The organism is Ligilactobacillus faecis (genome assembly GCF_029889745.1).
In the GTDB taxonomy this organism is placed as follows: domain Bacteria; phylum Bacillota; class Bacilli; order Lactobacillales; family Lactobacillaceae; genus Ligilactobacillus; species Ligilactobacillus faecis.
Genome location: NZ_CP123639.1, coordinates 306,142 through 328,927 on the forward strand (window position 1 = coordinate 306,142; position 22,786 = coordinate 328,927).

At 38.5% G+C, this 22,786-nt stretch carries 42 protein-coding genes; 6 read left to right on the forward strand and 36 right to left on the reverse strand.

Going from position 1 to position 22,786, the window contains the following annotated elements; all coding sequences use genetic code 11:
- Window positions 1-62: 62 nt before the first annotated feature.
- The 25 genes from QFX10_RS01575 to QFX10_RS01695 all read right to left on the reverse strand — a co-directional run bounded on the left by QFX10_RS01575 (window position 63) and on the right by QFX10_RS01695 (window position 12,527).
- Window positions 63-464 (reverse strand): crAss001_48 related protein, encoded by a 402-nt coding sequence (locus tag QFX10_RS01575; RefSeq protein ID WP_280606502.1) that lies wholly within the window; start codon window positions 462-464, stop codon window positions 63-65.
- A gap of 3 nt (window positions 465-467) precedes the next feature.
- A complete protein-coding gene (locus tag QFX10_RS01580; RefSeq protein ID WP_280606503.1) occupies window positions 468-1,022 on the reverse strand; it encodes a DUF1642 domain-containing protein in 555 nt (184 codons plus the stop codon).
- A 13-nt stretch (window positions 1,023-1,035) separates the two neighbouring features.
- A complete protein-coding gene (locus QFX10_RS01585; protein WP_280606504.1) occupies window positions 1,036-1,281 on the reverse strand; it encodes a hypothetical protein in 246 nt (81 codons plus the stop codon).
- Window positions 1,282-1,286: 5 nt separating this feature from the next.
- Entirely contained in the window at window positions 1,287-1,766 is a 480-nt protein-coding gene (locus QFX10_RS01590) for a DUF1064 domain-containing protein (RefSeq protein WP_280606505.1), read from the reverse strand.
- Complete coding sequence (locus tag QFX10_RS01595; protein WP_280606506.1) at window positions 1,756-2,295, reverse strand: DNA primase; 540 nt, start codon at window positions 2,293-2,295, stop codon at window positions 1,756-1,758. Before QFX10_RS01595 ends, QFX10_RS01590 begins: the two co-directional genes overlap by 11 nt.
- A 298-nt stretch (window positions 2,296-2,593) precedes the next feature.
- Complete coding sequence (locus tag QFX10_RS01600) at window positions 2,594-2,746, reverse strand: hypothetical protein (RefSeq protein WP_280606507.1); 153 nt, start codon at window positions 2,744-2,746, stop codon at window positions 2,594-2,596.
- Window positions 2,739-2,984 carry a hypothetical protein gene (locus QFX10_RS01605; protein WP_280606508.1) on the reverse strand — a complete coding sequence of 82 codons (246 nt, stop codon included), beginning with the start codon at window positions 2,982-2,984 and terminating at the stop codon, window positions 2,739-2,741. Before QFX10_RS01605 ends, QFX10_RS01600 begins: the two co-directional genes overlap by 8 nt.
- Entirely contained in the window at window positions 2,962-3,345 is a 384-nt protein-coding gene (locus QFX10_RS01610) for a helix-turn-helix domain-containing protein (RefSeq protein WP_280606509.1), read from the reverse strand. Before QFX10_RS01610 ends, QFX10_RS01605 begins: the two co-directional genes overlap by 23 nt.
- Window positions 3,329-3,556, reverse strand: a complete 228-nt coding sequence (locus tag QFX10_RS01615; protein WP_280606510.1) for a hypothetical protein — start codon at window positions 3,554-3,556, stop codon at window positions 3,329-3,331. The genes QFX10_RS01610 and QFX10_RS01615 overlap by 17 nt, the downstream gene beginning before the upstream one ends.
- A 102-nt stretch (window positions 3,557-3,658) precedes the next feature.
- Window positions 3,659-4,165: a hypothetical protein gene (locus QFX10_RS01620; protein WP_280606511.1), complete on the reverse strand. Its 507-nt coding sequence runs from the start codon at window positions 4,163-4,165 to the stop codon at window positions 3,659-3,661.
- 12 nt (window positions 4,166-4,177) lie between these two features.
- The gene (locus QFX10_RS01625) at window positions 4,178-4,963 is read right to left on the reverse strand and encodes a DNA-methyltransferase (protein WP_280606512.1); all 786 of its coding nucleotides are present in this window, start codon (window positions 4,961-4,963) and stop codon (window positions 4,178-4,180) included.
- Window positions 4,964-4,970: 7 nt separating this feature from the next.
- Window positions 4,971-5,396, reverse strand: a complete 426-nt coding sequence (locus tag QFX10_RS01630) for a hypothetical protein (protein WP_280606513.1) — start codon at window positions 5,394-5,396, stop codon at window positions 4,971-4,973.
- 2 nt (window positions 5,397-5,398) lie between these two features.
- Window positions 5,399-6,634: a replicative DNA helicase gene (locus QFX10_RS01635; protein WP_280606514.1), complete on the reverse strand. Its 1,236-nt coding sequence runs from the start codon at window positions 6,632-6,634 to the stop codon at window positions 5,399-5,401.
- On the reverse strand, window positions 6,594-7,526 hold the full coding sequence (locus QFX10_RS01640) for a helix-turn-helix domain-containing protein (RefSeq protein ID WP_280606515.1): 933 nt from the start codon (window positions 7,524-7,526) through the stop codon (window positions 6,594-6,596). The genes QFX10_RS01635 and QFX10_RS01640 overlap by 41 nt, the downstream gene beginning before the upstream one ends.
- Window positions 7,527-7,586: 60 nt before the next feature.
- Window positions 7,587-8,273: a putative HNHc nuclease gene (locus QFX10_RS01645; RefSeq protein ID WP_280606516.1), complete on the reverse strand. Its 687-nt coding sequence runs from the start codon at window positions 8,271-8,273 to the stop codon at window positions 7,587-7,589.
- 14 nt (window positions 8,274-8,287) lie between these two features.
- Window positions 8,288-8,893 carry a DUF669 domain-containing protein gene (locus QFX10_RS01650; RefSeq protein ID WP_280606517.1) on the reverse strand — a complete coding sequence of 202 codons (606 nt, stop codon included), beginning with the start codon at window positions 8,891-8,893 and terminating at the stop codon, window positions 8,288-8,290.
- 18 nt (window positions 8,894-8,911) lie between these two features.
- The gene (locus QFX10_RS01655) at window positions 8,912-9,616 is read right to left on the reverse strand and encodes an AAA family ATPase (RefSeq protein WP_280606518.1); all 705 of its coding nucleotides are present in this window, start codon (window positions 9,614-9,616) and stop codon (window positions 8,912-8,914) included.
- Between the two features lie 2 nt (window positions 9,617-9,618).
- Window positions 9,619-9,927: a MazG-like family protein gene (locus QFX10_RS01660; RefSeq protein WP_280606519.1), complete on the reverse strand. Its 309-nt coding sequence runs from the start codon at window positions 9,925-9,927 to the stop codon at window positions 9,619-9,621.
- Between the two features lie 11 nt (window positions 9,928-9,938).
- Window positions 9,939-10,415: a siphovirus Gp157 family protein gene (locus QFX10_RS01665; RefSeq protein ID WP_280606520.1), complete on the reverse strand. Its 477-nt coding sequence runs from the start codon at window positions 10,413-10,415 to the stop codon at window positions 9,939-9,941.
- Window positions 10,415-10,687, reverse strand: coding sequence for a hypothetical protein (locus QFX10_RS01670; RefSeq protein ID WP_280606521.1), 273 nt, complete (start codon window positions 10,685-10,687; stop codon window positions 10,415-10,417). The genes QFX10_RS01665 and QFX10_RS01670 overlap by 1 nt, the downstream gene beginning before the upstream one ends.
- Window positions 10,684-10,908, reverse strand: a complete 225-nt coding sequence (locus tag QFX10_RS01675; protein WP_280606522.1) for a hypothetical protein — start codon at window positions 10,906-10,908, stop codon at window positions 10,684-10,686. The genes QFX10_RS01670 and QFX10_RS01675 overlap by 4 nt, the downstream gene beginning before the upstream one ends.
- 79 nt (window positions 10,909-10,987) lie before the next feature.
- The gene (locus QFX10_RS01680) at window positions 10,988-11,179 is read right to left on the reverse strand and encodes a hypothetical protein (protein WP_280606523.1); all 192 of its coding nucleotides are present in this window, start codon (window positions 11,177-11,179) and stop codon (window positions 10,988-10,990) included.
- 12 nt (window positions 11,180-11,191) lie between these two features.
- Window positions 11,192-11,482, reverse strand: a complete 291-nt coding sequence (locus QFX10_RS01685) for a hypothetical protein (protein WP_280606524.1) — start codon at window positions 11,480-11,482, stop codon at window positions 11,192-11,194.
- 17 nt (window positions 11,483-11,499) lie between these two features.
- On the reverse strand, window positions 11,500-12,285 hold the full coding sequence (locus QFX10_RS01690; protein WP_280606525.1) for an ORF6N domain-containing protein: 786 nt from the start codon (window positions 12,283-12,285) through the stop codon (window positions 11,500-11,502).
- 14 nt (window positions 12,286-12,299) lie between these two features.
- Window positions 12,300-12,527, reverse strand: a complete 228-nt coding sequence (locus QFX10_RS01695; RefSeq protein WP_280606526.1) for a hypothetical protein — start codon at window positions 12,525-12,527, stop codon at window positions 12,300-12,302.
- A 57-nt stretch (window positions 12,528-12,584) separates the two neighbouring features.
- Here QFX10_RS01695 and QFX10_RS01700 point away from each other — a divergent pair, with 57 nt between their 5' ends.
- Window positions 12,585-12,812, forward strand: a complete 228-nt coding sequence (locus QFX10_RS01700) for a hypothetical protein (RefSeq protein WP_280606527.1) — start codon at window positions 12,585-12,587, stop codon at window positions 12,810-12,812.
- Here QFX10_RS01700 and QFX10_RS01705 read toward each other — a convergent pair.
- Genes QFX10_RS01705 through QFX10_RS01715 form a run of 3 tightly spaced genes read right to left on the reverse strand, consistent with a single transcriptional unit; the run spans window position 12,793 to window position 14,001 of the window.
- Entirely contained in the window at window positions 12,793-13,092 is a 300-nt protein-coding gene (locus QFX10_RS01705; protein ID WP_280606528.1) for a hypothetical protein, read from the reverse strand. The two genes, QFX10_RS01700 and QFX10_RS01705, sit on opposite strands and share 20 nt — an antisense overlap.
- Before the next feature lie 4 nt (window positions 13,093-13,096).
- Window positions 13,097-13,756 (reverse strand): hypothetical protein, encoded by a 660-nt coding sequence (locus QFX10_RS01710; RefSeq protein WP_280606529.1) that lies wholly within the window; start codon window positions 13,754-13,756, stop codon window positions 13,097-13,099.
- A gap of 5 nt (window positions 13,757-13,761) precedes the next feature.
- Complete coding sequence (locus QFX10_RS01715) at window positions 13,762-14,001, reverse strand: helix-turn-helix domain-containing protein (protein ID WP_280606530.1); 240 nt, start codon at window positions 13,999-14,001, stop codon at window positions 13,762-13,764.
- Window positions 14,002-14,186: 185 nt separating this feature from the next.
- Here QFX10_RS01715 and QFX10_RS01720 point away from each other — a divergent pair, with 185 nt between their 5' ends.
- The 5 genes from QFX10_RS01720 (at window position 14,187) to QFX10_RS01740 (ending at window position 17,295) form a co-directional block, all read left to right on the forward strand.
- Window positions 14,187-14,600, forward strand: a complete 414-nt coding sequence (locus QFX10_RS01720; RefSeq protein WP_280606531.1) for a helix-turn-helix domain-containing protein — start codon at window positions 14,187-14,189, stop codon at window positions 14,598-14,600.
- 13 nt (window positions 14,601-14,613) lie between these two features.
- Window positions 14,614-15,093 carry an ImmA/IrrE family metallo-endopeptidase gene (locus QFX10_RS01725; protein ID WP_280606532.1) on the forward strand — a complete coding sequence of 160 codons (480 nt, stop codon included), beginning with the start codon at window positions 14,614-14,616 and terminating at the stop codon, window positions 15,091-15,093.
- An 88-nt stretch (window positions 15,094-15,181) separates the two neighbouring features.
- Window positions 15,182-15,526, forward strand: coding sequence for a hypothetical protein (locus QFX10_RS01730; RefSeq protein WP_280606533.1), 345 nt, complete (start codon window positions 15,182-15,184; stop codon window positions 15,524-15,526).
- Between the two features lie 21 nt (window positions 15,527-15,547).
- Window positions 15,548-16,051, forward strand: a complete 504-nt coding sequence (locus QFX10_RS01735; RefSeq protein ID WP_280606534.1) for a hypothetical protein — start codon at window positions 15,548-15,550, stop codon at window positions 16,049-16,051.
- A gap of 89 nt (window positions 16,052-16,140) precedes the next feature.
- Window positions 16,141-17,295 (forward strand): site-specific integrase, encoded by a 1,155-nt coding sequence (locus tag QFX10_RS01740; protein ID WP_280606535.1) that lies wholly within the window; start codon window positions 16,141-16,143, stop codon window positions 17,293-17,295.
- Window positions 17,296-17,539: 244 nt separating this feature from the next.
- On the opposite strand, the gene rplQ is transcribed toward QFX10_RS01740, so the two are convergent.
- The 8 genes from rplQ to QFX10_RS01780 form a co-directional block, all read right to left on the reverse strand.
- Window positions 17,540-17,926 (reverse strand): 50S ribosomal protein L17, encoded by a 387-nt coding sequence (gene rplQ, locus QFX10_RS01745; RefSeq protein ID WP_280606536.1) that lies wholly within the window; start codon window positions 17,924-17,926, stop codon window positions 17,540-17,542.
- Window positions 17,927-17,954: 28 nt separating this feature from the next.
- The gene (locus QFX10_RS01750; RefSeq protein WP_280606537.1) at window positions 17,955-18,899 is read right to left on the reverse strand and encodes a DNA-directed RNA polymerase subunit alpha; all 945 of its coding nucleotides are present in this window, start codon (window positions 18,897-18,899) and stop codon (window positions 17,955-17,957) included.
- 85 nt (window positions 18,900-18,984) lie between these two features.
- The gene (gene rpsK, locus QFX10_RS01755) at window positions 18,985-19,371 is read right to left on the reverse strand and encodes a 30S ribosomal protein S11 (RefSeq protein ID WP_004050265.1); all 387 of its coding nucleotides are present in this window, start codon (window positions 19,369-19,371) and stop codon (window positions 18,985-18,987) included.
- 32 nt (window positions 19,372-19,403) lie between these two features.
- On the reverse strand, window positions 19,404-19,769 hold the full coding sequence (gene rpsM, locus QFX10_RS01760) for a 30S ribosomal protein S13 (RefSeq protein WP_280606538.1): 366 nt from the start codon (window positions 19,767-19,769) through the stop codon (window positions 19,404-19,406).
- 25 nt (window positions 19,770-19,794) lie between these two features.
- Window positions 19,795-19,908 carry a 50S ribosomal protein L36 gene (gene rpmJ, locus QFX10_RS01765; protein WP_003696792.1) on the reverse strand — a complete coding sequence of 38 codons (114 nt, stop codon included), beginning with the start codon at window positions 19,906-19,908 and terminating at the stop codon, window positions 19,795-19,797.
- Between the two features lie 34 nt (window positions 19,909-19,942).
- Window positions 19,943-20,161, reverse strand: coding sequence for a translation initiation factor IF-1 (infA, locus tag QFX10_RS01770; RefSeq protein WP_003689399.1), 219 nt, complete (start codon window positions 20,159-20,161; stop codon window positions 19,943-19,945).
- A 211-nt stretch (window positions 20,162-20,372) separates the two neighbouring features.
- Complete coding sequence (locus QFX10_RS01775) at window positions 20,373-21,032, reverse strand: adenylate kinase (RefSeq protein WP_280606539.1); 660 nt, start codon at window positions 21,030-21,032, stop codon at window positions 20,373-20,375.
- Between the two features lie 231 nt (window positions 21,033-21,263).
- The gene (locus QFX10_RS01780; RefSeq protein ID WP_280607216.1) at window positions 21,264-22,613 is read right to left on the reverse strand and encodes an FAD-dependent oxidoreductase; all 1,350 of its coding nucleotides are present in this window, start codon (window positions 22,611-22,613) and stop codon (window positions 21,264-21,266) included.
- Window positions 22,614-22,786 lie beyond the last annotated feature (173 nt).

Below are 22,786 nucleotides of genomic sequence, written 5' to 3' on the forward strand. Positions count from 1 at the left end.
TGCCCAACCGATAAACATTCCAATTCCGAGTGTCGCACCTGCGATCACGATCGTTAAAGCTGTCATTCTGTTTCCTCCAAATCGTCTAATCGAGCCCACAAAATATCACTGTACCGTTCCATTGTCTCCAGCTGGAGGCGCAACAACTTCACTTGCTCTTCTCCGATACTTGATAATTTTTCGTCATCATTCAAAAAGGCTTTTAACTTTCTGATTTTTTTGTCCAGATCAGCTTTTTCTTCTTTAAGCTTTTCAACGACTGGCTTATCTGCTGTTTCTTTTTTATCTTCATACATGATTATCACTTGATGAAATGCTTCAAAAAAGCCACCGGCTGAGCTTATTTGATATTTAATATCAATTAATTCTTTATCTTTGATAAAGTCATTGATTGAATCTTCTAAGGATACGTATGGTCCACTTCCTTCTTGAAGATACCCCTCTGTTATAATCTTTACTTTCATTTCCTAGTCCTCCAATTCATCTTCTGATACTTCGACTTTGAGTACATTGAGATCTAGCCCTTTTGCGCGCGGATCTTTTTGCATCTCATCGATCTCATCCTGCGTAAATTGCGGACGTCCCAAAGGTGTTGGTGTTTTAGATTCCCAATACCACGAGCCATCATAACGATTTACCCTTAAATACTTATAATCAAAGTTCGGTTTGATGTAATACTTCTTCTCTTTTTCGGTCGTATAACCTGTGAAGTAGGCTTGTGACATTCTGTTGATAAAATCTTGTTCAACAATATCAGAGTATTTTTCAGCCTGCTCAACTAACATATAACTGAAATTCAAATTAATATTGCTGTTATAGAATGGCAGATCTTTGTGTTTCTCAAACCATTCAGCTTCTTCGGGAGTTAGTACCACCCGTTTGACAATCTGCTCATTGCTGTTTAGTTTGTGCCAGCCTTTTCTGTTCATTTTCTTTTGAGTCACTTTATACAACGTTCCTTCAGCATTACTTAAGGCACTTACTTCATCTTTGTTGATCCAAAAATCTTTTTCTTCTGTCATTTTGTTACTCCCCCTAAAACTTATCTTTTCCACCTTTAGCCACCGTTTCGATCGTGACCTTGCAAATCTCATGTGGGATTTTACGTGGTCCCTTGTTATTCATGTATTCTTTCGCTTTTTCCTTGCTCTTGAACTTAGCAGCTTCACAGCAGTTGTACGTGTAACCATATCCTGTAATATGTCCATATTTTAAATAGCCATAAGCTTGAGTTTTAGGATAACCGGGATAATACAGCTTGATCACGTAATACTTACTCATGATGATCACCTCACTTTAAAAAATTCTGCTGGATCGTAATCAAGATTTTGCATGATGTCGTAAAACTGTACCTTACCTTTTGTCGTAACTCTACGAGTATTGACGTTCTTGCTTAGTCCAAAGATCCGCATCTTAAAATCATTCTTGCGTGGCACAACTACTTCAACAGCTTTTTTAAACCGTCGTTGAAATAAGTTAAATCTCAACTTAGCAGCTGGATCAGCACCGTATCGTCCATCTAAGCTAGATTTAACGTCGTAAACATGCAAGATACGTCCATTACGATCATAGATCACAAAATCTGGTTTATATGTGATCGCCGTCATAGCTCCAGCTTCTTCAAGCACAAATCGGGGATGCACGTCAAACTCGTAGCCACTATGTTTGACAAAACGCTGATAGAAGTCAGCCTCTTTTTGTGAATCAAACACGATCCCATCGAGTTCGACCTTACGACCAAAATGCGTGCCTGGTTTATTCTTCATTAGCTTTGCTCCATGCCTTAGCCATCGCAGCATACTCAACCCGTGCTTCGTTTAGCTTATTGATCAATTCTGTTGTGCTTTCAAACTTCAAAGCCGTTGCGATCTCATCAAAACTATATCCCTCAGATAACATTGCTAGCGTTTTACGTGGTTCGAAATCACCTTTGATTTCGTAATTCTCGATCAGCAGGAATTTATCAACAATATCTGCTGTGATCTCTTCATCTTGTTCGATTGTTTGTTCTCCACCTACTTCAAGCGATAATTGTTCATTTTTTACTGACGTCCACACGCCATTACCGTCTTTTTCGAAAAATTCAACTGGCTCAAGTGTTTCAGCATCTACGGTACGTTTGTAATGCGTGATCGCTGATTCGATTGTGATCTTTGCTCGACCATCTTCTTTTAGCTTGGATAAGTTATCTAGCTGATTGTTTAGCCCCCAACCCTCTAACTTGACTGTAATTGATACATTGCCCTTGGAATCTACCTTGAAATTGTCGATGTCTGCATAAAAGTTTAAACTCATGTTCTTTTCCTCCTATTGTTAAAAATGTCGTTTTTTTTGACAATACAGCTTAAAATTCAAATTCTATCGTTAAAAAAATTGCTTTTTTTGATTTTATCTATTGTCAAACCCTGCCCAAATCAGCAAGATCAATATCACTAATAATCCGATAAGGCTCAACCCACCGAATATCACTTTAAAAATAAACACATTGCTTTTAACCCCCTTAGAATGCTCATACACGTTCGTTTATTCCCACCCTTACAAATTCTTGTCCTACCCACTAAACTTTGTGTATGGTGTTCTAGCATTACTTTAATCAGCTTTTAGGCTGCTTCCATTCGTCTGGTTTATCAGATCCTGTACTTTTGACCCACTCTTTATAGGTTTGACCATGCGTATATGGTTGTCCTAAGACAGTTCCATTCTTCTTGGCATCCCATTGAATGACTCGACGTTGTCCTTTATTCATGTTTTTTTACCTTTCCAGCTTCTAAAGCTAATTCATACATTCGTTGTGTTGTCTCTTCCTCTAAATTATCAAGCGCTCGTTTATGCTCTAAAGTGATCAACTTCTGAACATGAGCCATCTCACTAAATGCTCGTTCGTACGTCCATTTTTTTGTGTGATACATCTCCAAAGCCTGCAGTTGGCGTTCTTCTAGTTGTCTAATACGACTATCACGCTCATCTTGTGTCATCATTTCCATCGCCTTGCACTCTCCTCTCTTCAAGTTCATGTGCATCCCACTCACGCTTAAATCGTTGATAGATGCTTTCCCACGACTCATCATTCATATATCCCTCACGTAAGGCCTTTGTGATCTTCTCTTTTCTCTTATTCCACCGCTGTTGTCTCCCTGCATCTGTTTGGCTTTTTTCTTCTATGCCTTGTAGATAGCCGACCGATACGCCAAAGTAATCTGCTAGCTTTTGCCAAGCCTCTATTTTGGGCTTTCTATCTCCCTTTTCATATTGACTGATAGTACTAACTGCTAAACCAGTATTGTTAGCTAGATTTGCTAAGGTAAGACCTCTTTCTGCCCGCAGTTCTCTAATTCTGTTTTCCAACTTGCGCACGCTCCTCATCAACTGAATAAATCAACATAGCATTAACCCCAACACCATCAGCCACTTGTGGTTGATAATCTGAAAATTCAATCCAATTTCCAAACTTAATGTCTTTGATTTCAACCTGATTATCTCGAAGCCAACTGTTAATACTTGTTTCAAGATCTAACTCAGAATATTCTGAAAACAGCTTCACTTGTGTTAATTTCATGCTTTCTTCTCTCCCTTCAACATTGCTTTTTCCTGTTTCTTCTTGCGACGGCGTCGCTTATCTCTCTTACGACTTCTTTTCTTCCCTGTCATAGTTTCACCCTCACTTTCCTGTGATCATCTTCGTCTCAGCGACAAACATGTCATACTTGGCTAATTCGTCATCAATCATTCTGAGCACCGATCTTAATTCAATCAGATTATCTTCGCTAGAATTGATTCGAAAATCGTTTGCAGCTTGCTCAATGTCAGATACTTTTGAATGCACATTTTCCGCTACTTCCTGTCGCTTATTTTCCAAAAATTTAGCGATCATCTCGTTAACACTTGTCTGTAACTCTGGATTCAAAGGCTTTTTGTCTAACTTGATCGCATCTTGTGGATCAGGAAACATTGTGATCACTTGTTTCTTCTTAGCATCCAAGATGATCGCAATATCTTGATACCGATACCGATCTCGACCGTTTTCTTCATGCTTGACAAATTCAGATAGCTTTAACAATCGCTCAGCCCATTCACGCATTGTGTCTAAAGTCTGTCCAAAGCGTTTTTTGATTTGTTCACTTGCATGTGGTGTGATCGTATAATCACTTGCACTAGTTACTCCCATTTAGTCCACCTCCTAAACTAACGACATCTCAATAACTGATAACATTTTTTCATTCGCTTTGTTGTAAATATCACGTTCGACCTCAAAACCATAAGCACTTCGATTAAGTTCAGCTGCAGCCCTCAATGTGCTCCCGCTGCCTGCCGTAGGATCTATCACAACATCGCCCGGATCAGTAAAGATCTCTATCAACCGTTTCAACACTGGAATTGGTTTTTGTGTTGGATGGATCTTAGGGTAGCCATTATCGACTTCCCAATTAAACCAATTCATGATCATCCGCCCATCATTGTTAAACTTAGGCAACTTATCACGATATAAAACGATCGCATATTCGGTCGCACCCACAATTTTCATGTTAGCTTTGAGTGCCTGCGAACTTGATTTTTTGATGAAAATCAAAGGGTATGCATGGTTAAAGCCCTCTTTCTTTCCTGTTTCGACTAACATTGGGATCTGTTCCCACGCACAAAACACGATCATAGCTGGCGCTTTTCCACGCTCTTTAGGCTCTTTAATAAGCATTTTTCTAGCAAACTTCATAAAGTTAACCACGTTAAACCGCTCATCACGATTGAAAAAGTTGGCGTTTGCTTTCTCACTCTCACCATTTTTATTGTTTCCGCCTTTATACCAAGCGGGATTGCTTGCATAAGCGTTGTTCCCAATGTTATAAGGAATATCTGCGATCATCAGTTGTGCTTTTGGTATCTGATAACGTTTGAAGTTTTCAAAGTTATCGTTATATAGCTCTACTTTTGTTTTCTTAGTTACTTCACTTGGTAATTTTTTACTCAATACCCTCTCACCTCGTATCTTTTTGTCGTCTGATCTTAGAATCGATCTTGGTTACTAGCTCCATCTGAAGCTTTTCATCTTCTCTCATAAGCGATAGATCGTCATGGCATTTGGCCTTGAGGTAGTCAAGGAATGCATCAGCATCTTCAACCAATCTCCACCGCTGTTCTTTTTCTAACTCTGCGATACTAATTGCAGACCAAGCAGCTTCTATGCGTTTTTGAGTTGGCTCTGCAAGCAGTTTGGCATACGTTTCAGCCTGATCTGGATGTGCATCTCGATGCTTTATCAACTCTTTGCATACGTTATTCCAGTAAGCCACTTCTTTTTCATACGCTCTTACTGCTTGTGATCTCAAGTACCCATTTTCTTTCATGATTGCTAGATACTCATCACCTTGCATGTAACTCAATGGGTCAAATACATAATTCACGATCATCCACCACCTTCATCAATTTCTCTGAATTCCATATACGCCCCGTTAAACAGATAGTCGATACTGCCTAACGCACCTTCACGATTTTTTTGTACTGTCAGTCTTACCAGATCACGATCATCTTCATTTGGTCGGTGTAGGAAAGCCACAACGTTGCTGTCCTGTTCGATCGATCCTGACTCTCTTAAGTTAGATAACTGAGGCGTCATGTTTTTTTGCGTATCACGATTTAACTGAGACAAGATCACGATCGGTACATTGTACTCATTAGCCATGATTTTTAACTCCCTTGAAATTTGGCCAACTTGTTGCCATCGATCTTGTTTATTTTCAACTTTGACCAAGCCAATATAATCAATGATCGCTATATACTTGTTTGGCTTTGATTTAGCTGCATTTTCTCTGATGATCGATAATATCCCACTTAACGTGATGATCTTGTCATATACTCTAAGCTTGCGATCCCTATACCACTGCATTGCTTCGTTGACGATCATCGCCTCGTAACTTTGCAGATACTTGGCGGGACGTTTCAATTTTTGACTAGCAATTCTGGTGTGCCTTGCAATAAAGCGGTTGAGCATTTCTCGCTTGTTCATTTCCAGCGTAAAATAATCAACTTGTACTTCTGTATCGTTTGCAATGATCTGATAAGCTAGATTGACGCTGTATGCTGTCTTACCAACTGACGGACGAGCCCCGATCGTCAGCAACATTGATCCATACAAGCCACCCGCTAAGATCTCATCCAGTTGCTCAAAACTCTTGATACCTACTGGTGCATCATGATCCATGCGATATGCTAAATCTGCCATGGCCCCATCAAGATAGCCCTTGTCATCTTCTTCATCTACCTTTTTCAAGTTCTCGATTGATGCAGATAAATTGGCTATGCTTTCTTTTCCCGGTGACATCTGATATAACGCGACTGCCTCATCAAGTGACTTTTGCACTGCGATCTTACGTAGTGCTTTAACTTCATTCGCAAAGTTAGCAGTCGAAAATACCGTATCTTGCAAAGCCATCAGATCACGATAGCTAAACATCCCTTCGTAATGTCCTAACTCGTTGTAGATATTTAAAGCCGTCCGTTCTGTTTGATCCATGTTCTGCATGACCGACAAGATCTCTCTATAACGCTGATCCGTAAACCAACTAGCATTTATATCAACCGTGTCTAACAACTTAGGATCTTTAAGCAGTGTTGCGATCACTCTTTCTTCGAGTTCGTGCAATCTCTAACACCTCCTCTTTTAACTCTGGATTTTTAGTTACGAAATCATTGATCGCAGCTTTCATGTGTTCGATCTCGAAATATTCTGGATGCTCACGCAAGTTGTACAAGAACGCTTCTGCCGATTGCTTACGTGCTTCTAGTTCCTCTTCCTCACGGCTTCGTGGGCGGGGGGCGTCTCCAGTTTTTTCTTTATGGCTAACAGGAGATTTACTTTCACCTAAGTTGTACTCATCATCCCAACACTCACCGTTAAACCACGTTGAGCCTTGTTTGATGTACTTCTTGTCTGTGCCCTGAACCTTGATCTGTGTCAGGTAATTCACGATACCTGTTTGGATATCTTTGTTAGTTGTCCCCTTTTTGATAGCTCTCTTGTAAGCTTCAAAAGCCTTCTTTTTGCCTTCTTTTCTTGGGTACAACTTCCAAAGCTTGTTAAAATCTTCTTCTAGCTGTTTTTCACTAACTTTACGATCAGATTGATCATTAGTATTAGATGTTCTATTACTATGTTTTCTTTGGGTAAAACCTGTTTCACTACCCTGGTGAATTCCATTGGACCACCCTAGTGAATTCTGTTGGACTACCCTACCTAAAGTGATCATTCTTCCTGTAATTGCCTTAGTTTCATCATCAATCACATTTTCAGTTTCTATATAGCCTTGTTTTTTCAACAAATTAATGTAATTAATAATCGACTTTCTTGAACAATCTAGACGCTTAGCAAGAGCGTTATTACTCATGTAAAATTTACCTGTTACATTCAACATCGAATAAATTTCACCAAATAATAGAATCGCTTTTGGAGCTTTTTTTAATAAAACTTTGTCGTGAGCTACTAATGCTGGAATATTCAGAAATAATCTTGATCCTACAAATTCTTGTTCAGTCATTGTTACACCCCACTTTCTATCGGGCATCCCACCCGTTCGGCGATTGTACGTTCGCTAACCCTAGTATTTGCCTCTAACGTTTATCTTTTTCAGTGCTTCAACATCTAGTTTGATACCCTCAGCTGGAACGTGATACAACTCTGAAAACTTTTCTGGCCCAAGCTGATGATAGTTTTGATGATGCGTCCGACACAGTGGCAGCACTCTATGTTGTGTGTGGTCCACCTTGTTACGATCAACGCCCATACCAACCGTATCTGTATGGTGTATATCAGCTGGCAGACCACAAATCAGACACACCCTATGTCGGCAACATTGATAGATAAAGTACTGCTCTTCTTTAGGCAGTAGCTCGTAGCCTTTCTTGAAAGGTACATACCACTCGAACATGAAATCTATCACTAGTTCGATCAATACATTGGCGTCTGTAACACTTGATCTTGTGTAATCTGCTAAACTAATCTCTTTGCCCGTGTAATACTGGTATTGCAGATAGAACATGTCCTTTAGGAAATCTTGCGGTACAACGAAATGATCCACAATGTCATTCAATAGGGCGAAGAATAAGCGTCGTTGCTTCTTCCTGACCCGTCTTGTATCTGCAAGTTCCCAGTCCACATAGAACTGTTCTTTACTACCTGCCACCGTTTCGATGTGATCCAAGTTAGGCATGTGATCTAACTTGACCATCAACCATGCCCCACCATCATCAGCCTTTTGCAAGATGGCTCGTGATCTTCGCTCCATCTTTTATCACCTACCTAGAATGGCAAGTCTGCATCTGATACTGTCGTACCTGCACCAGCAAATGGATCAACGCTTGGTCCAAAGTTATCAGGCAGATTATTAGCAGCTTGATCAATCGCTGGTTGTCGATTACCAAAGTTAGAGGCCCCCGGTTGTTGTCTTGCTGGCGCAAATACTCCATTTGGTTTGCTACCTTCTGGGTCAGTAGGATTATGTGAAGTAACATTCAAGTTATAGTAACCTTTGTCGTTTGGTTCAGAGTTCCATTCTACTGTTACGTTCATTTTGTTGTATTTCTTTAATCCTTGTAACAAGATAGCCAGTGTATTAATCTGAGTACCAGCTGGAACGCCTGCTACAACTAACAATGTGTTAAATCGCTTTAATGATTGTTCTTCTTTTTCTGGTGTTGTATCGTCATACACGACGTTGTCAAATTTGATCGTTCCTCCAGCATACTTACCATCTAAAACTTCGTAGTTCAGAACTAGCATTTCTTTGCCAGTACTTGATGTTTTCAATTCTGATGTTGGTAACAAACGCACGTTATATGTTCCCGCCTCTTCCACTCGACGTCCTAACACGTTATTTTCATCTACTGTTAATCCTTTAAATGCCATAATTTATTCATCCCTTCTTTAACTAGCTTTTTTAGCTTTCTTTTTTGGTTCTTCTACTGCAATTTGTTCAGTTGGTTTAGGCTCAATAAGTTCATCTGCCTTGATCAGCTTACGATCGTCAATACGGTTTTTAGCATGGTTGCCTTGCTCTGGATCAAGATCGATCCAACGTTCACCGTCTTTAAGATAGATCCGACCGACCAAATCAAACATACTTGTAAAAGCGTTGAACGTTTTTAAGTTCATATCAGCTTCGTATCGGCCTTTACCGTCGATCCCTCCATTGTCTTTATCGATCGCATGAGCCGTAGCGTAAATTGTCTTGTTTGAACGTCTCAATAACGTTCCAATTTCTCTGAACCATTTCTGCATTGCGTTGTAATTTTGGCGATTGTCTCTTGCAGCATTTTCGATATTATCCAGCACATAATTTTGCAATGCTGTTACATTATCCAAACAAATCACATCAATGTTTGGGCTGTTGATTGCTGCAATTAAGTTGTCCCATACAACACGTTGAATAATTGGAACGTCTGTACCTTCAAGGACAGCCAACGTGATGTCTCCAGTATCTTTAACAGCGTTGTATGATAAGTCAAAACTGAATAATGCTTTATTACCTTTAAATTGCTTTAGTAAGCTTGTTTTGCCTGTTCCACCGTCACCATAGATAAAATACATGTTATGGTGCTCTGGGAAATTCCCTGGCGTAAAAAATTGCATCCTTATCCCTCCAGATCCTCTGTCTTGATAAATGTGCCATTAACTGTTTTGCCTGTGCGATCTTTGATAACGTTGTAAGCATTGTTCAAGCATTCGATAGGATCAAGCCCACGTTGATAACATAAGATCATCAGCACTACTTGAATATTACCAACAGCATCAATTTCTTGTTCTACCATTTTTTTATTGATTGCCTCTGAAAGTTCTCCGATTTCTTCAAATAGCTTCATGATTTGCTTATCTGAATACTCTCCAATATTACGATCATCAGCCCAGTTTTTTAGTCTTTCGTTGATTTCTTCAAACGTCATTTAGTTACCTCCTACTTGATTACGGTCCCACGATTATCTTTCAAGTGAGCACCCTTGATGTCTTTACCATCCATGAGTGCCCTGTATAATGCCATGGAATCAGCTTTGACTACCGTTTCTGTCTTCTTGTACTCATCTGGAATGTCTTCTAATCGATCAATGATCACTGACTTTTTATAATTTCTTGTCTTTAAGATGTGGTTGCTTGTCTGCAGTTCTTTGATACCCGCTTCATCAAGCGCTGTTGTCATGTAATCTTTTAGGCTCTTTTGTTTGTTTTCGAGAACTTTCTTTGCTTCTTGTAGCTCTTTGATCTTGTTCTTCAAGAAATCAGCTTGCATCTTGCTTTTCTCAATCAGAAAAGCGATATTATCAAGTTTCACATCCCGAGCATCTGCGATCGCATCTAACGTATCTTGTAAAGTCTTTGGATCTAGATCCATTTCTTCGACTGCCCGATACTGTTCGTTAATTTCAAATAAATTCATCATTCTTCCTCCTCAATTGCTGAAAACTTTTCAAGATAGTTCTTAGCTACTTCAAATGCAGCCTCTTCACCTTCTTCGCTATAAGCTGTGTTAATTCTGAATAGGAATGTCGTGAGCTCTTTTACTGTATAGTCGATAACCTCGTCTTTTGTTTGGTGCACTAGCTCTGTATTATCCCATTCTGTTATCGTGTACAGCGGTTCATCATCTAGACGGTAACAGCTATTCGGATCGTTGAATGTTTCGATCTCGTCATTTTGATCTGGTGTCATGATAGATTTCCTCCTTCATCAAAATGTTTTCCGACAATTTCTCTTACCTCTTTTGGTGTTCTGTCTAAAAGAGCCAAAATCAAAACTGCAGTTGTTTCGTTGTCTGCAGGTACAGAGGCTGTCGCGCCTTTTTCGTCTGCCGCTATGATAAGTGAGGTCTCCACCCCCAACGATTCTAAAAATTTTTCTGCCGCTTTCACCGCTGCTGTAAATTGATGCATTTCGTATCTCCTTTAAATTCTTGTTATAATTTACCTAAAGTTATATTTGTTCAGGGTCGCACTGCCATGCGATCCTTTTTTATAGGTCGCCAAGGTCGCCGAAAAAGAAATCTTTGACCTTTTTTTGTAGCTCTTCGTTTGGGCGGATAATGTCTGATACAACACCCACCACCCATGCTAAGATAAAAGCCCAGCACATGAGCCAAGTTGTCTGGAAGCTACCGATCCCAAATCCGATCAGTAATGCAACAAGATAACCACTCCATTTCATTTCATCACCCCCTTAAACTTCAAAGTTGTCACGTAAAAATTCTTGGAGTCTTGACTTCTCGATTCTGATTGATCTGTCAGACCAAATTTGTTTCTTTAATCCCATTGCATACCAGAGATTTAGTCGATCCATCCCAATATCAAGTTCTTTAAGGACTTCCGATTGTTTGGAGTATTCCTTTAAACCTCTTGTTTTTGTTGCTAATTGCATGCGTTTTTCAAATTCTTTCGCAGCAATTACTCCCATTTGCTTAGCAATATCATCAGCTGATACTGTTATCGGCATCATCACTGTTTGTTTCATAATTTGATCACCTCCTTTCAGATATAACCTTCACTAGCTAACAGGCCAATAATCGTATCTTTTCCTTTTTCCTTATATAATGTGTACTTTGTACCGTCTCTAATTATGATCTTGCAGTATTCATTTTCCGTGCCGTATAAAGGTTTTAGCCTATGCTGATTTGCAATCTTTCCGATCGTAAACGCCCCGTTCGTAAAGTGAACCATATCAGCGATCGTTGTTGCCATGTAGAAATTTCCATAATACGGAAGTTCAGGTAGCTCGATACTACTTAGATTTTCTTTTTCTTCATTACCAACTAGCTCGTTACTTGCCTTGATTAACAGTTTTTCTCTTTCTCTTTGATCATTTGTTTCCATTGCGATCTTGTACATTAACTGAGCTCGTTTAGTCACTGCATTACGCTCCATGATTTTCAAACGCTTATCAGCCAATAGTGCTTTATCGTCTGTCTCAATTGCTTTTCGTGTTGCGAAATATGTTTCTTCCAGTTCGTCATACACGTCCCATGCCCGATCTGTCCCAAGCATTTTTGCATGGCGACTCGCTCCTCGCTTTGTCCAGAGATATAACTGATTTGCATTCTTTCCAACAAGGTAAAGATTTTTTACCTTGTTCTTAAACTCCTTGAGCTGAGCGCCTTTCAGCAAATAATAATGTTTTCCTTCTTCAAACTTGCTCTTATTGTTGTTGAAATTAACCTTGATCGTATTGACTGTTGTTTCGTAAAATTCTGCAAGTTGTTCAGTCGTTAAGATTAATTGATCATCGTAACTGACTTGCTCTATCCGTAAATTTGTCACTGCTATTTCTCCTTTCAGATAATTCCTCTGACCTCAAATGTATACTTGAAGCCATTGATTTCGACTTCTGCCTTATGCCTCCCTAGGTTTTCCACAAACCTGTATCGTTTCCTCATTCGCTTAGCAGCATTTACATGCTGATGTGCAAATTCCGATACTGCTCTAAATGCAATCTTTTTACTTGGATAGATCCCAAGTTTTACTTCTTTTTTGTTGCATGTTTCGATCACTTCATAACTCATTCGACCACTTCACTTTCTGCTATAATTTGGTTATCTCCTAATAAAGGAGGTGAAAATATGCGTCATACTGATGAACAATATCTTGAATGGATTAGACAAGGTGATTTCCTATTGCTCAAAAATTCATATGAAAAAGCCCTTCAACATGGTTCAAAAGATTTTAAGATCCACCGCTCTGGTTTTGAAGATAGTCCAAACTTCAGAGCCCATATTTCTCAGTTTGCTTTGGAGAATGGATTATCCTTTATTGAAAAATCGGATTTCTTTATATTCCATATTCCATGAGCAATGCATAAGCTCTACTCGATGATAGTAAAAACTCCATTTTGTCTACGATTAATCCTAGTTTTAAAGCCTGATGACCTTTTGGAAACATTTTGTCTTGAACAATCGTTTGATAAACAATTCCGTTATAGTTGTGACTATCAATAGTTGTTGTTCCTAGTGAATTTCTTAACGTAGTAGTAATGTTTAAGCTATCGTCTGTTATCAAGAGTGCCCTGAATTCTCTGTCGGGGTACTTTTTTTTTAAAATTTCAAGCTTTGCTAATAAATCATTCTTCAATTTGCTACATCTCCTCTTGCATCTTCAAGAGATCCTTAACGTACTTTTTAGCTTCTTCTGTCGTTGCTCGATATCGGATACATTCTTCAAACTTGCCTTCACTATTTAGCTCTAAAGCTAATTTTCTAAAGTTGCGATCCGTCACAAAGTAGATTGTTGGCTTCTTCTTCCACTGTCTAAGTAATCCATCATCTACTAGCTTCTGTGCGCCTACCGCAAGTTCTTGTTCAGCTTTTTTAGCCATTTCCTTTAACTTGACTAATTCTCGCTCATATCGCTTGATAGTAGCTTTTGTATATAGTGACTCACCACGTTTAAATTTCTCGATTTCTTCTTCAATTCGTGGAATATTCGCAACGCTCATTTCTAAGCCGTTGCCTTGTCTATTCAAGCCAAGAGCTTTATTTTCTTCTTTATCCTTAAGTTTTTCTATCCGCTCCTCTTGTTGCTTAATTTCATCAAGCAATCGAAACCCTCTTTCTTCGATCGCATCTTTTTTCTTAAACCAACTAGCTCCGTTACGTTTATCGTTCATAGGCTGTCCATTTGTGATTCTGTAATGCTCGTTCAACTGTTCGTCTACCTGAGCAAATTCTCTTTTTAAGCGTGCTAGCTTTCCTTTTGCACGTTTAATTTGATAGGACTCTTCTTTAACTTGTGTCATTTTCCTCACCCCTTCTTACTTGAAGATCTTTCTTTAAATTCATTTGGCGACGTTTTGTAGTCAAAAGCTGCAAAAAAAATTTTTTCTTTTGGAACTCCAAAAAAATCTTCTATTTTTTGCATTGTCGCTGGTCTAGGCGTTCTAAAACCACTTTCATACGATTGCCAAGCTTTTTGAGTAATATCAAGCTTTTCAGCAATTTCTTTCTGCGTCAAGCCTTTTTCCTTTCTCAAAGTTGCCAACATCAATCTGCATCTCCTTCCTCTCTATACTACATTACGTAGCTTTATCACACTTATTACTATATACTACTTTTCGTAGCTTGTAAATAGTTTTTAGCTACTTTTTGTAACTTTTTTATTTTATAATTCTAAAATGCTACTTAAAGTAGTATTATATAATTGTAAACAACATAAAGGAGGGACTAGCCTTGTTTAATATTCGACTAAGGGATTTACGTCTTAAAAAAGGATTAACGCAAGATGAGTTAGGCAAGATACTAAACGTTTCTGGTAAAACCATAGGCACATGGGAAAGAGATTCTAGACAACCTAACATAGAAACCATTAATGAATTAGCTAACTACTTTGGCGTAACGACTGATTATTTACTTGGCAGAACTCCGACTCCTTCATTTACTGCCAAAGATGAAAGAGATATTCAAAAGGTCGTTGGCGATCTTATTGATGGTCTTAGCAATGAAAATAGTCTTGCTTACCTTAGAAATGGTGGCGAGGAAATAGACGAGGACGATGCAGAATTAATCAAAGCTGCCTTAGAAAAAGTTGCTCGTAGATCTAAGATCTTAGCAAAAGAAAAATTTACACCGGATAAATACAAATAAGGCGGTGTAGTCTATGTCAAGGAAAGTTATTAGGGATAAGGTGACACATCTTGTAGAAAAATATGATACTACTGATCCTATTGAGATCTGTAATTGTTTAGGCATAAATCGCTATACATTCGATCTAGGTAAAGATACTATGGGATTCAGAACTGAGATATACCGTATTAGTTCGATAGCTCTAAATGCTAGGAATAGTGATGCAGAAAACTTTGTCACTACCTGTCATGAACTCGGCCATCACATTTGTGGTCACGACACCAACACGGAATTTCTGAAACATTCAAACTTGAACTATATCAACTATGGGGTTGAGTATGAAGCAAATGTCTTCATGGTTGAACTATTAACTTACGGCGTTAATGCTGCTTGCTTCTCAAATGAAGAACAGCTATTACAGAGTTGCAATGTACCTAAATGGGCTGAAAGATATGTCGATTGGGACTATATCCGATCTAAAGCCGATTTCTCATCGTTCGACTCTATTTATTAAGGCTGAAATGTAAACCTTATCATTGTATAAATTTTTTGACCAAATACTGATGTCGTTAAAAGCTGGAATAAAAAGGAGTGTTTGATATATGAAATCAAACAAGTTAGCGCTAGCTAATGGTATTGTAGGGTTAGCTGGGGGAATTATTTTATTGTTAGGTGGATGGTTTGTCATTGGAGGAGCAGCCAGTGGCGAAGATGCTTTAAACGTTATCGTTACTTTTCTTAATTTATTGAAGATTGCAATTTTAGTTCTCGGTATTTATGGAGCTATTTACTATAAAGAAGCTGAGGAAGTTGGTGCTGCTCCAAATGTACTCATGATCGTTGGTGGCGCTATTGCACTCGTCCCATTTCTTGGTTGGATTGGTGGTATCATCTCTATCGTTGGGGGATCTTTATATTTAGCAACTTTAAAAAAATTCAAAAAATAGAGCATATAGGAGTTAGATCTTATGAACAAAAAATTCCCATTAATATTTGCATTAATGATCACCACTATTCTATTTGCAGGTTGCAGTAGTAGCAATAGTAGCACATCAAGTTCGAACAACCAGAAAACTTCGTCAAGCAAGACTAGTTCTTCTAATAAATATTATCAAGTTGGCGATTCTGTTAAAGTCGGTGATGTCGTATACACACTGAAATCTGTTGAAAAAACCGACGAACGTAACCAATTTGAAGAAGAACAGCCTTCCAATGTTATCAAAGTTGTATATCACGTAAAAAATGAATCAGATGATAACTTGCCAATTGGAACAGATTTGAATGTTTACGGCCCAGATAATCAAAAGCTAAGTTCATATGCAATAGAGAATACTTTCGACTCCATTGCTCCAGGTAAAGAAGCTGATGTTACAGCAGGTTTTGGTACCAATAAACTTGGTAATTTTGAACTACAATTTGCGCCACTAATATCACTAGAAAAAGCAGCTAAATTTAAAGTAGATGTTCAATAATTAGCAATCATTTAAGCCCGTCAAAATGGCGGGTTTTAAAAACAGCAAAAAAAGAACATATATTCTATTTATATTAAGAGGTGTATGACATGGCATATATTAAAAAATATACAAAAAAAGATGGGTCAAAAGCTTATATGTTTAAAGCATATCTTGGAATTGATCCACTAACAGGAAAAGAGCGTCACACTACTAGACGAGGTTTTAGAACGATTTCAGAAGCAAAGACAGCTATATCACGCTTAGAATTGGAAGTAAAGGAAGATGGATTACCTACTAGTCAAAGAAAGATAATGACATTTCAAGAACTATATGTACTATGGTTTGAGCAATACAAAACAACAATAAAAGAAAGCTCTGCATTCTCTCAGCGATCAAATATTCAACTCCACATTTTACCTAAATTTGGTAAGCTTAAACTGGACAAGATAAGCACAGCATATTGCCAAAAACAAGTAAATAACTGGTTCAAAACAGTTAAGAACTATCATAACTTAATCGGACTTACTAGACGCATATTGAACTATGGGAAAGCTTTAAAACAAATATCAAGTAATCCAATGGATAATGTAATAATTCCAAAACGAAAGGATAAAACTACTAACAAAATTAATCCTAATAACTTCTACGATAAACAACAACTGCAAACGTTTATGAAGACATTGGAGGAACATGCTTCTTTTCAAATGTACGTGGTATTCAGGGTTTTAGCTTTTACAGGAATCAGAAAAGGTGAACTTTCCGCACTTAAATGGTCTGATATTGATTTTAAAACTCATACCTTATCGATCAAAAGAACAGTAGCCTTTGATCAGAATGGAAAATTGTACTGTCAAACTCCCAAAACTAAAAATAGCAATCGTTTGTTATCTTTAGACAAAGAAACAGTAGAGATATTAAAAAAATGGCAAAATAAACAACGGAAGGAAATGTTTAAAAAAGGCATTAATATAGACAAGGAAGATAATTTAGTTTTTCATAATAATAATGGTGGCTTCATTCAAAACAGTATATTTGGTTTTCTGAATCGATTTACGACTAAATATAATTTACCTCCAATAACTCCCCATGGATTTAGACATACACATGCTAGTCTACTTTTTGAATCTGGTGCAACAGTTAAAGAAGTGCAAGAACGATTAGGACATGAGAATGTTAAAACAACACTTGATGTTTACACGCATGTAACTAAATCAGCACGTGAAAAAACTGCCAATAAATTTGCCGAGTATGTTAGTTTTTAAAAAACCTTAGTCAATCACGTAGTCAAACAAAAAAAAGAGTGCTGAAATAGCACTCTGAAATGTTGATATATCAACGTTTATACCCGATTTTAAAAATGAAGATAATAAAAAATCACTTTTTATAACGAAGGTTTCACAGATCCGATACCTGCTACTTAGGACTAGACTCGGTTTTACCCAACATCGTAACGCCCAGTTATCGCTATAAAAGTGACACTAGTTATCTATCGGTTGCTAATCAAAATTAGTCAACTAATTCAAGAACAGCCATCTTAGCTGCATCGCCGCGGCGTTCGTTCATCTTGATGATACGTGTGTAACCGCCGTTACGGCCTTCAAATTTAGGCGCAACTTCTTCAAACAACTTTTGTAAAGCAGTTTGAACAACAGCCTTGTCATCATCGCTCACTTTAACGTCAGCAACTACGTCCATCATGAATGCAGCTGCGCGACGACGTGAAGCAAGATCACCTTTTTTACCTAAAGTGATCATCTTTTCAGCAGTTTTACGTACTTCTTTAGCACGTGTTTCTGTTGTAACGATGCGACCATTAACGATCAAGTCAGTTGTTAAGTTACGTAACATTGATTTACGGTGTGCGCTTGTACGACCTAATTTACGGTAAGCCATTAACAGTTCCCTCCCTTAATTGAATTTATTAGTCATCATGACGTAATGATAGACCGAGATCGGCTAACTTAGCCTTAACTTCTTCCAGAGACTTGCGTCCAAGGTTTCTAACTTTCATCATATCTGCTTCAGACTTATTCGTCAAAGCTTGGACCGTATTGATACCGGCACGCTTCAAGCAGTTATATGAACGAACAGAAAGATCAAGTTCTTCGATCGTCATTTCTAACATTTTTTCTTTATGTGTTTCTTCTTTTTCGACCATGATCTCAGCATTCTTAGCTTCATCAGTCAAATCAACAAATAAAGTCAAATGTTCTGTTAGGATCTTAGCAGACAAGCTGATCGCTTCACTTGGTGTGATCGAACCGTTTGTCCACACGTCTAACGTTAATTTATCATAATCATTTTTTTGACCAACACGTGTTTTTTCTACTTGGTAGTTGACACGTTCGATCGGGGTATAAATTGAGTCGATTGGTAAAACGCCAATAGGCATATCTTCAGCCTTAGCTTTATGTTCCGCAGCGGAAACATAGCCTCGACCCTTGTCAGCAGTCATACGTGCGTGGAAAACAGCTCCATCTGCAACCGTACAGATATATTGATCTGGGTTTAAGACCTCAACATCACTGCTACCTTGAATGTCACCGGCTGTAACTTCTTTTGGACCAACAACATCAAATTCTAAAGTTTGAGGATCTTCAGAATCAAGCTTTAGGGCAACTTTCTTTAAGTTCAAAATGATCGCTGTCACGTCTTCTAATACACCTTTGACAGTGGAGAATTCGTGTAACACACCATCGATCTGAACATCTGTGATAGCTGCACCTGGTAAAGAAGAAAGCAAGATCCGACGTAAGGAGTTACCTAAAGTTGTCCCATAGCCACGTTCGAGCGGTTCAACAACAAACTTACCGTAATCTTCGCCTTCTTCAATTTTATGAATTTTTGGTTTTTCAAATTCGATCATTCTTATCTTTACCCCTTTCAAAACGTAACGTGCAATCTGGTGAAAACATTATGAAGTTTACCCTCAAAATGAATACTGACCCACATTAAACACGACGGCGTTTTGGAGGACGGCATCCGTTATGAGGAACTGGTGTAACATCCTTGATAGATGTAACTTCAAGACCTGTTGTTTGAAGCGCACGAATAGCAGCTTCACGACCAGAACCAGGACCCTTGACTGCAACTTCAACAGTCTTCATACCATGATCCATTGCACCTTTAGCTGCTGCTTCAGCGGCCATTTGGGCAGCAAATGGAGTAGACTTACGGGAACCTTTGAAGCCTAAAGAACCTGCAGATGACCATGCAACGGCGTTACCATGAACGTCTGTGATCATAACAAGTGTGTTATTGAATGTTGAATGAATATGTGCCACACCGCTTTCGATATTCTTCTTGACACGGCGCTTGCGAGACTTTTTAACTGCCATGAAATAGCTAACCTCCTTCTTAGTTTATTTGATTATTTTTTCTTACCTGCAATTGAAACTGCTGGGCCTTTACGTGTACGTGCGTTGTTCTTCGTGTTTTGACCACGAACTGGTAAATGACGACGATGACGTAGACCACGGTAAGAGCCGATTTCGGAAAGACGTTTGATGTTTAAGGAAACTTCACGACGAAGGTCACCTTCCACCTTGTAGTTGTCTACAACGGCACGGATCTTGTCTTCTTGATCTGAAGTAAGATCGCGTACACGTACATCTTCTGAAACACCTGCTTCAGCTAAGATCTTCTTAGCTGTTGTATTACCGATTCCGTAAATATAAGTTAAGCCGATAACGATACGCTTGTCGCGTGGTAGATCGACACCTGCAATACGAGCCATTACAATTACACCTCCTGATTAATTATTATCCTTGACGTTGTTTGTGCTTTGGATTATCGCAAATAACCATAACGCGACCTTTACGTTTGATAACTTTGCAATGTTCGCACATTGGTTTAACTGATGGTCTTACTTTCATGAATTATACCTCCTAAATATTTTTGAAGTACAATCTATTTAAAGCGATAGGTAATGCGACCCTTAGTCAAATCATAAGGGGACATTTCAACTGTAACCTTATCACCTGGTAAAATACGAATATAGTGCATGCGGATCTTACCAGAAACGTGAGCTAAAATCTCATGTCCATTTTCAAGTTCAACTTTGAACATCGCATTTGGCAACGTTTCTTTGATCGTACCCTCAATTTCAATCACATCATCTTTCGCCACGCAAAAGTACCTCCTTAAAATTGGTTTTAAAACTTTACACGTAAAAATGTGAGAAGCTTTGCTTGGAGTCCCACCTTTTTCCGTAAGTTCTGTCTGTCCAAAAAGACAAACTGAGCCTCTTGAAAAGATAAACCTGAATTATCATACCATAGCAAACAAGCGGATGCAAGCACTTATTTCTAAAAATGACAATCCAGGCGTATCTTTTTTATTATTTGATGTTATCTAAGATCTTTTCGATATCAGCAAAAACTTTATCGATGTCTTGGTTACCATTGACTTCATGCAAAATACCTTGTTTTTCGTAGAAGTCAAGTAATGGCGTGTTCATCTTGATATTAACATCTAAACGGTTCTTAACTGTTTCTGGTTTATCGTCTTCACGTTGATAAAATTCGTGTTGACCACAACGGTCGCAAGTTCCTTCAACTTTTGTTGGGTTAAAGATCTTGTGGTAAGTTGCGCCACAGTTACGACAGATATAACGACCTGTCAAGCGTTCCATCAATGATTCTGGGTCAACATGGATGTTGATCACGCAATTTAGCGGTTTGTTCAATTCGTGACCAAAGACTTCTAAAGCTTTAGCTTGTTCCATATTTCGTGGAAAACCATCTAACATGTACCCGTTATTTACATCATCTTTAGCTAAACGTTCTTTAACGATCCCGTTTGTTACTTCATCAGGGACAAGTTCACCCTTATCGATGTATTTTTTAGCCTCGATACCCATTGGAGTATTATTTTTCATCGCTGCACGGAAGATATCTCCTGTCGAGATGTGTGGGATCTGATATTTATCCACGATTTTTTCTGCTTGAGTCCCTTTACCAGCGCCTGGAAGACCCATCAACATAAGATTTAATGCCATGGTAGACCTATGCTATATTAATGTAGAAAATGAAGACTAGCACTTCATCTGAGAGAGCTATAGCATTCCTTTCTTAAAAGATATCATAACGCTCATCTCTACATCTCTCTTTCTCGATGAGCAGCCATTTTACTAAGAGGCTAAGCTCTTTAAAACAACGTCTTTATTATAACATATAAGCTCTGTGACTTTAGCATAAAAATAGAGCTTTAAGGGCTTGGCCTACCATGTTTAGTTATGCTCTTTTTTCGAGTCACTCGTTTTCGCTAGATCGATCAACGGATCACTCAAGTATGTGAAATACGGATAAAAGAAAGTCCGCGAATACTTCAAGTCATCGATCGTCATTTTATTTTGGATCGCTAGTGCAAGGCGGAGGATCATTTCTGTTAGATCGGAATGCGCACAGATCTGGCCGCCAAGGATCCGACGATCTTTTTTGTGATAGATGATCCGGAGCTTGATCTCATCTTTTTTCCCAAGCGTAGATAACAAAGTAACTTTTGAACTTTCGACATATTCAGCTTCAATATTATATAAGTGCGCACTTTTAATAGTGATCCCCGTTGAAAATAGATTGAGATCAAAAATTTTGATCGCACTGATCGTAACTGAACCTGTAGCTGGGAGTGGTTTTTCTAAAATACTTTGCGCTGCAATGTAGCCACTCCGTAACGCATTTGCAACCGAAAAATCACTTCTTTGGTCTTCAGTCGCACAAGAATAAAACGTTGCACAATCACCTACAGCATAAACATCTGGATCAGAGGTACGCTGTTGCTTATCAACAAGGTAAGCCCCATTTGTATAGTGATCTAGATGAAAGCGTCCTAGATCTGTATTAGGAATAAAGCCCGTTGCTAAAACAACGATGTCAGCCCGATAGTACCCTTGCGTCGTCACGACCGCTGTAACTTTTCCGCCACTTCCTTCAAAACGAGTCACTTCTTCATCCAAATGTAACTCGATCCCATGTTCAGCAAGGTGTTGCTGTGCAATTTCACTAAAGCTCTTATCATAGTGACTATTCAAGATCTCCGGTTGGATCTCAAATAAGCGGACATTTTTATTCCGAAGGCTCAAAGCTTCTGCTACTTCGACCCCCAAATATCCCCCACCGATGATCGCAATATTTTTAACGCTCAAATTATCAAGTTTTTGATTCAAAAAGAGAGCATCATCTAGATCTTTGAGTAGTTGGATCCCTGCCAGCTCGCTATTTTCGATCCCTAGTCTTTGCTGGCGTGATCCTGTCGCTAAAACTAACTTATCATATTTGAGTGTGCTTTTTTTATGCAATTGGTCTTTGAGTAAGATCTTTTTTTCTTTAAAATCGATCCCAATAACTTCTGAACTCTCATAAAAGTGAGCCACATTCTCTTTTATCTCATCAAGATCACTATAAAAAAATTCTTTGTAAGTCCTGATCTTATTTCCAAGTAATAACGGTGTGCCTCCACTGATATAACCGACTTGTTTTCTCCGATCGATCAAAGTGATCTCAACATCTTTTTTACTTTGCAGTAGTTGGCGTGTTGTTGCTAACCCCGCATGATTTGCTCCTATAATAGCCACCTTCATCATTCATTCCCCTTTGATAGCTAATTGTCATAGACGGGAGTGCTTACTAGCTCACTAGCTTTAAAAATACTGATCGTCTCAGCGTTCGTTCAAGTCAACCACTATTTTTCCCTCCTGCCAATCTTCTTGCTAGATCTGCTCTTGATTTAAGAAAATATATCTTGCACTACTTA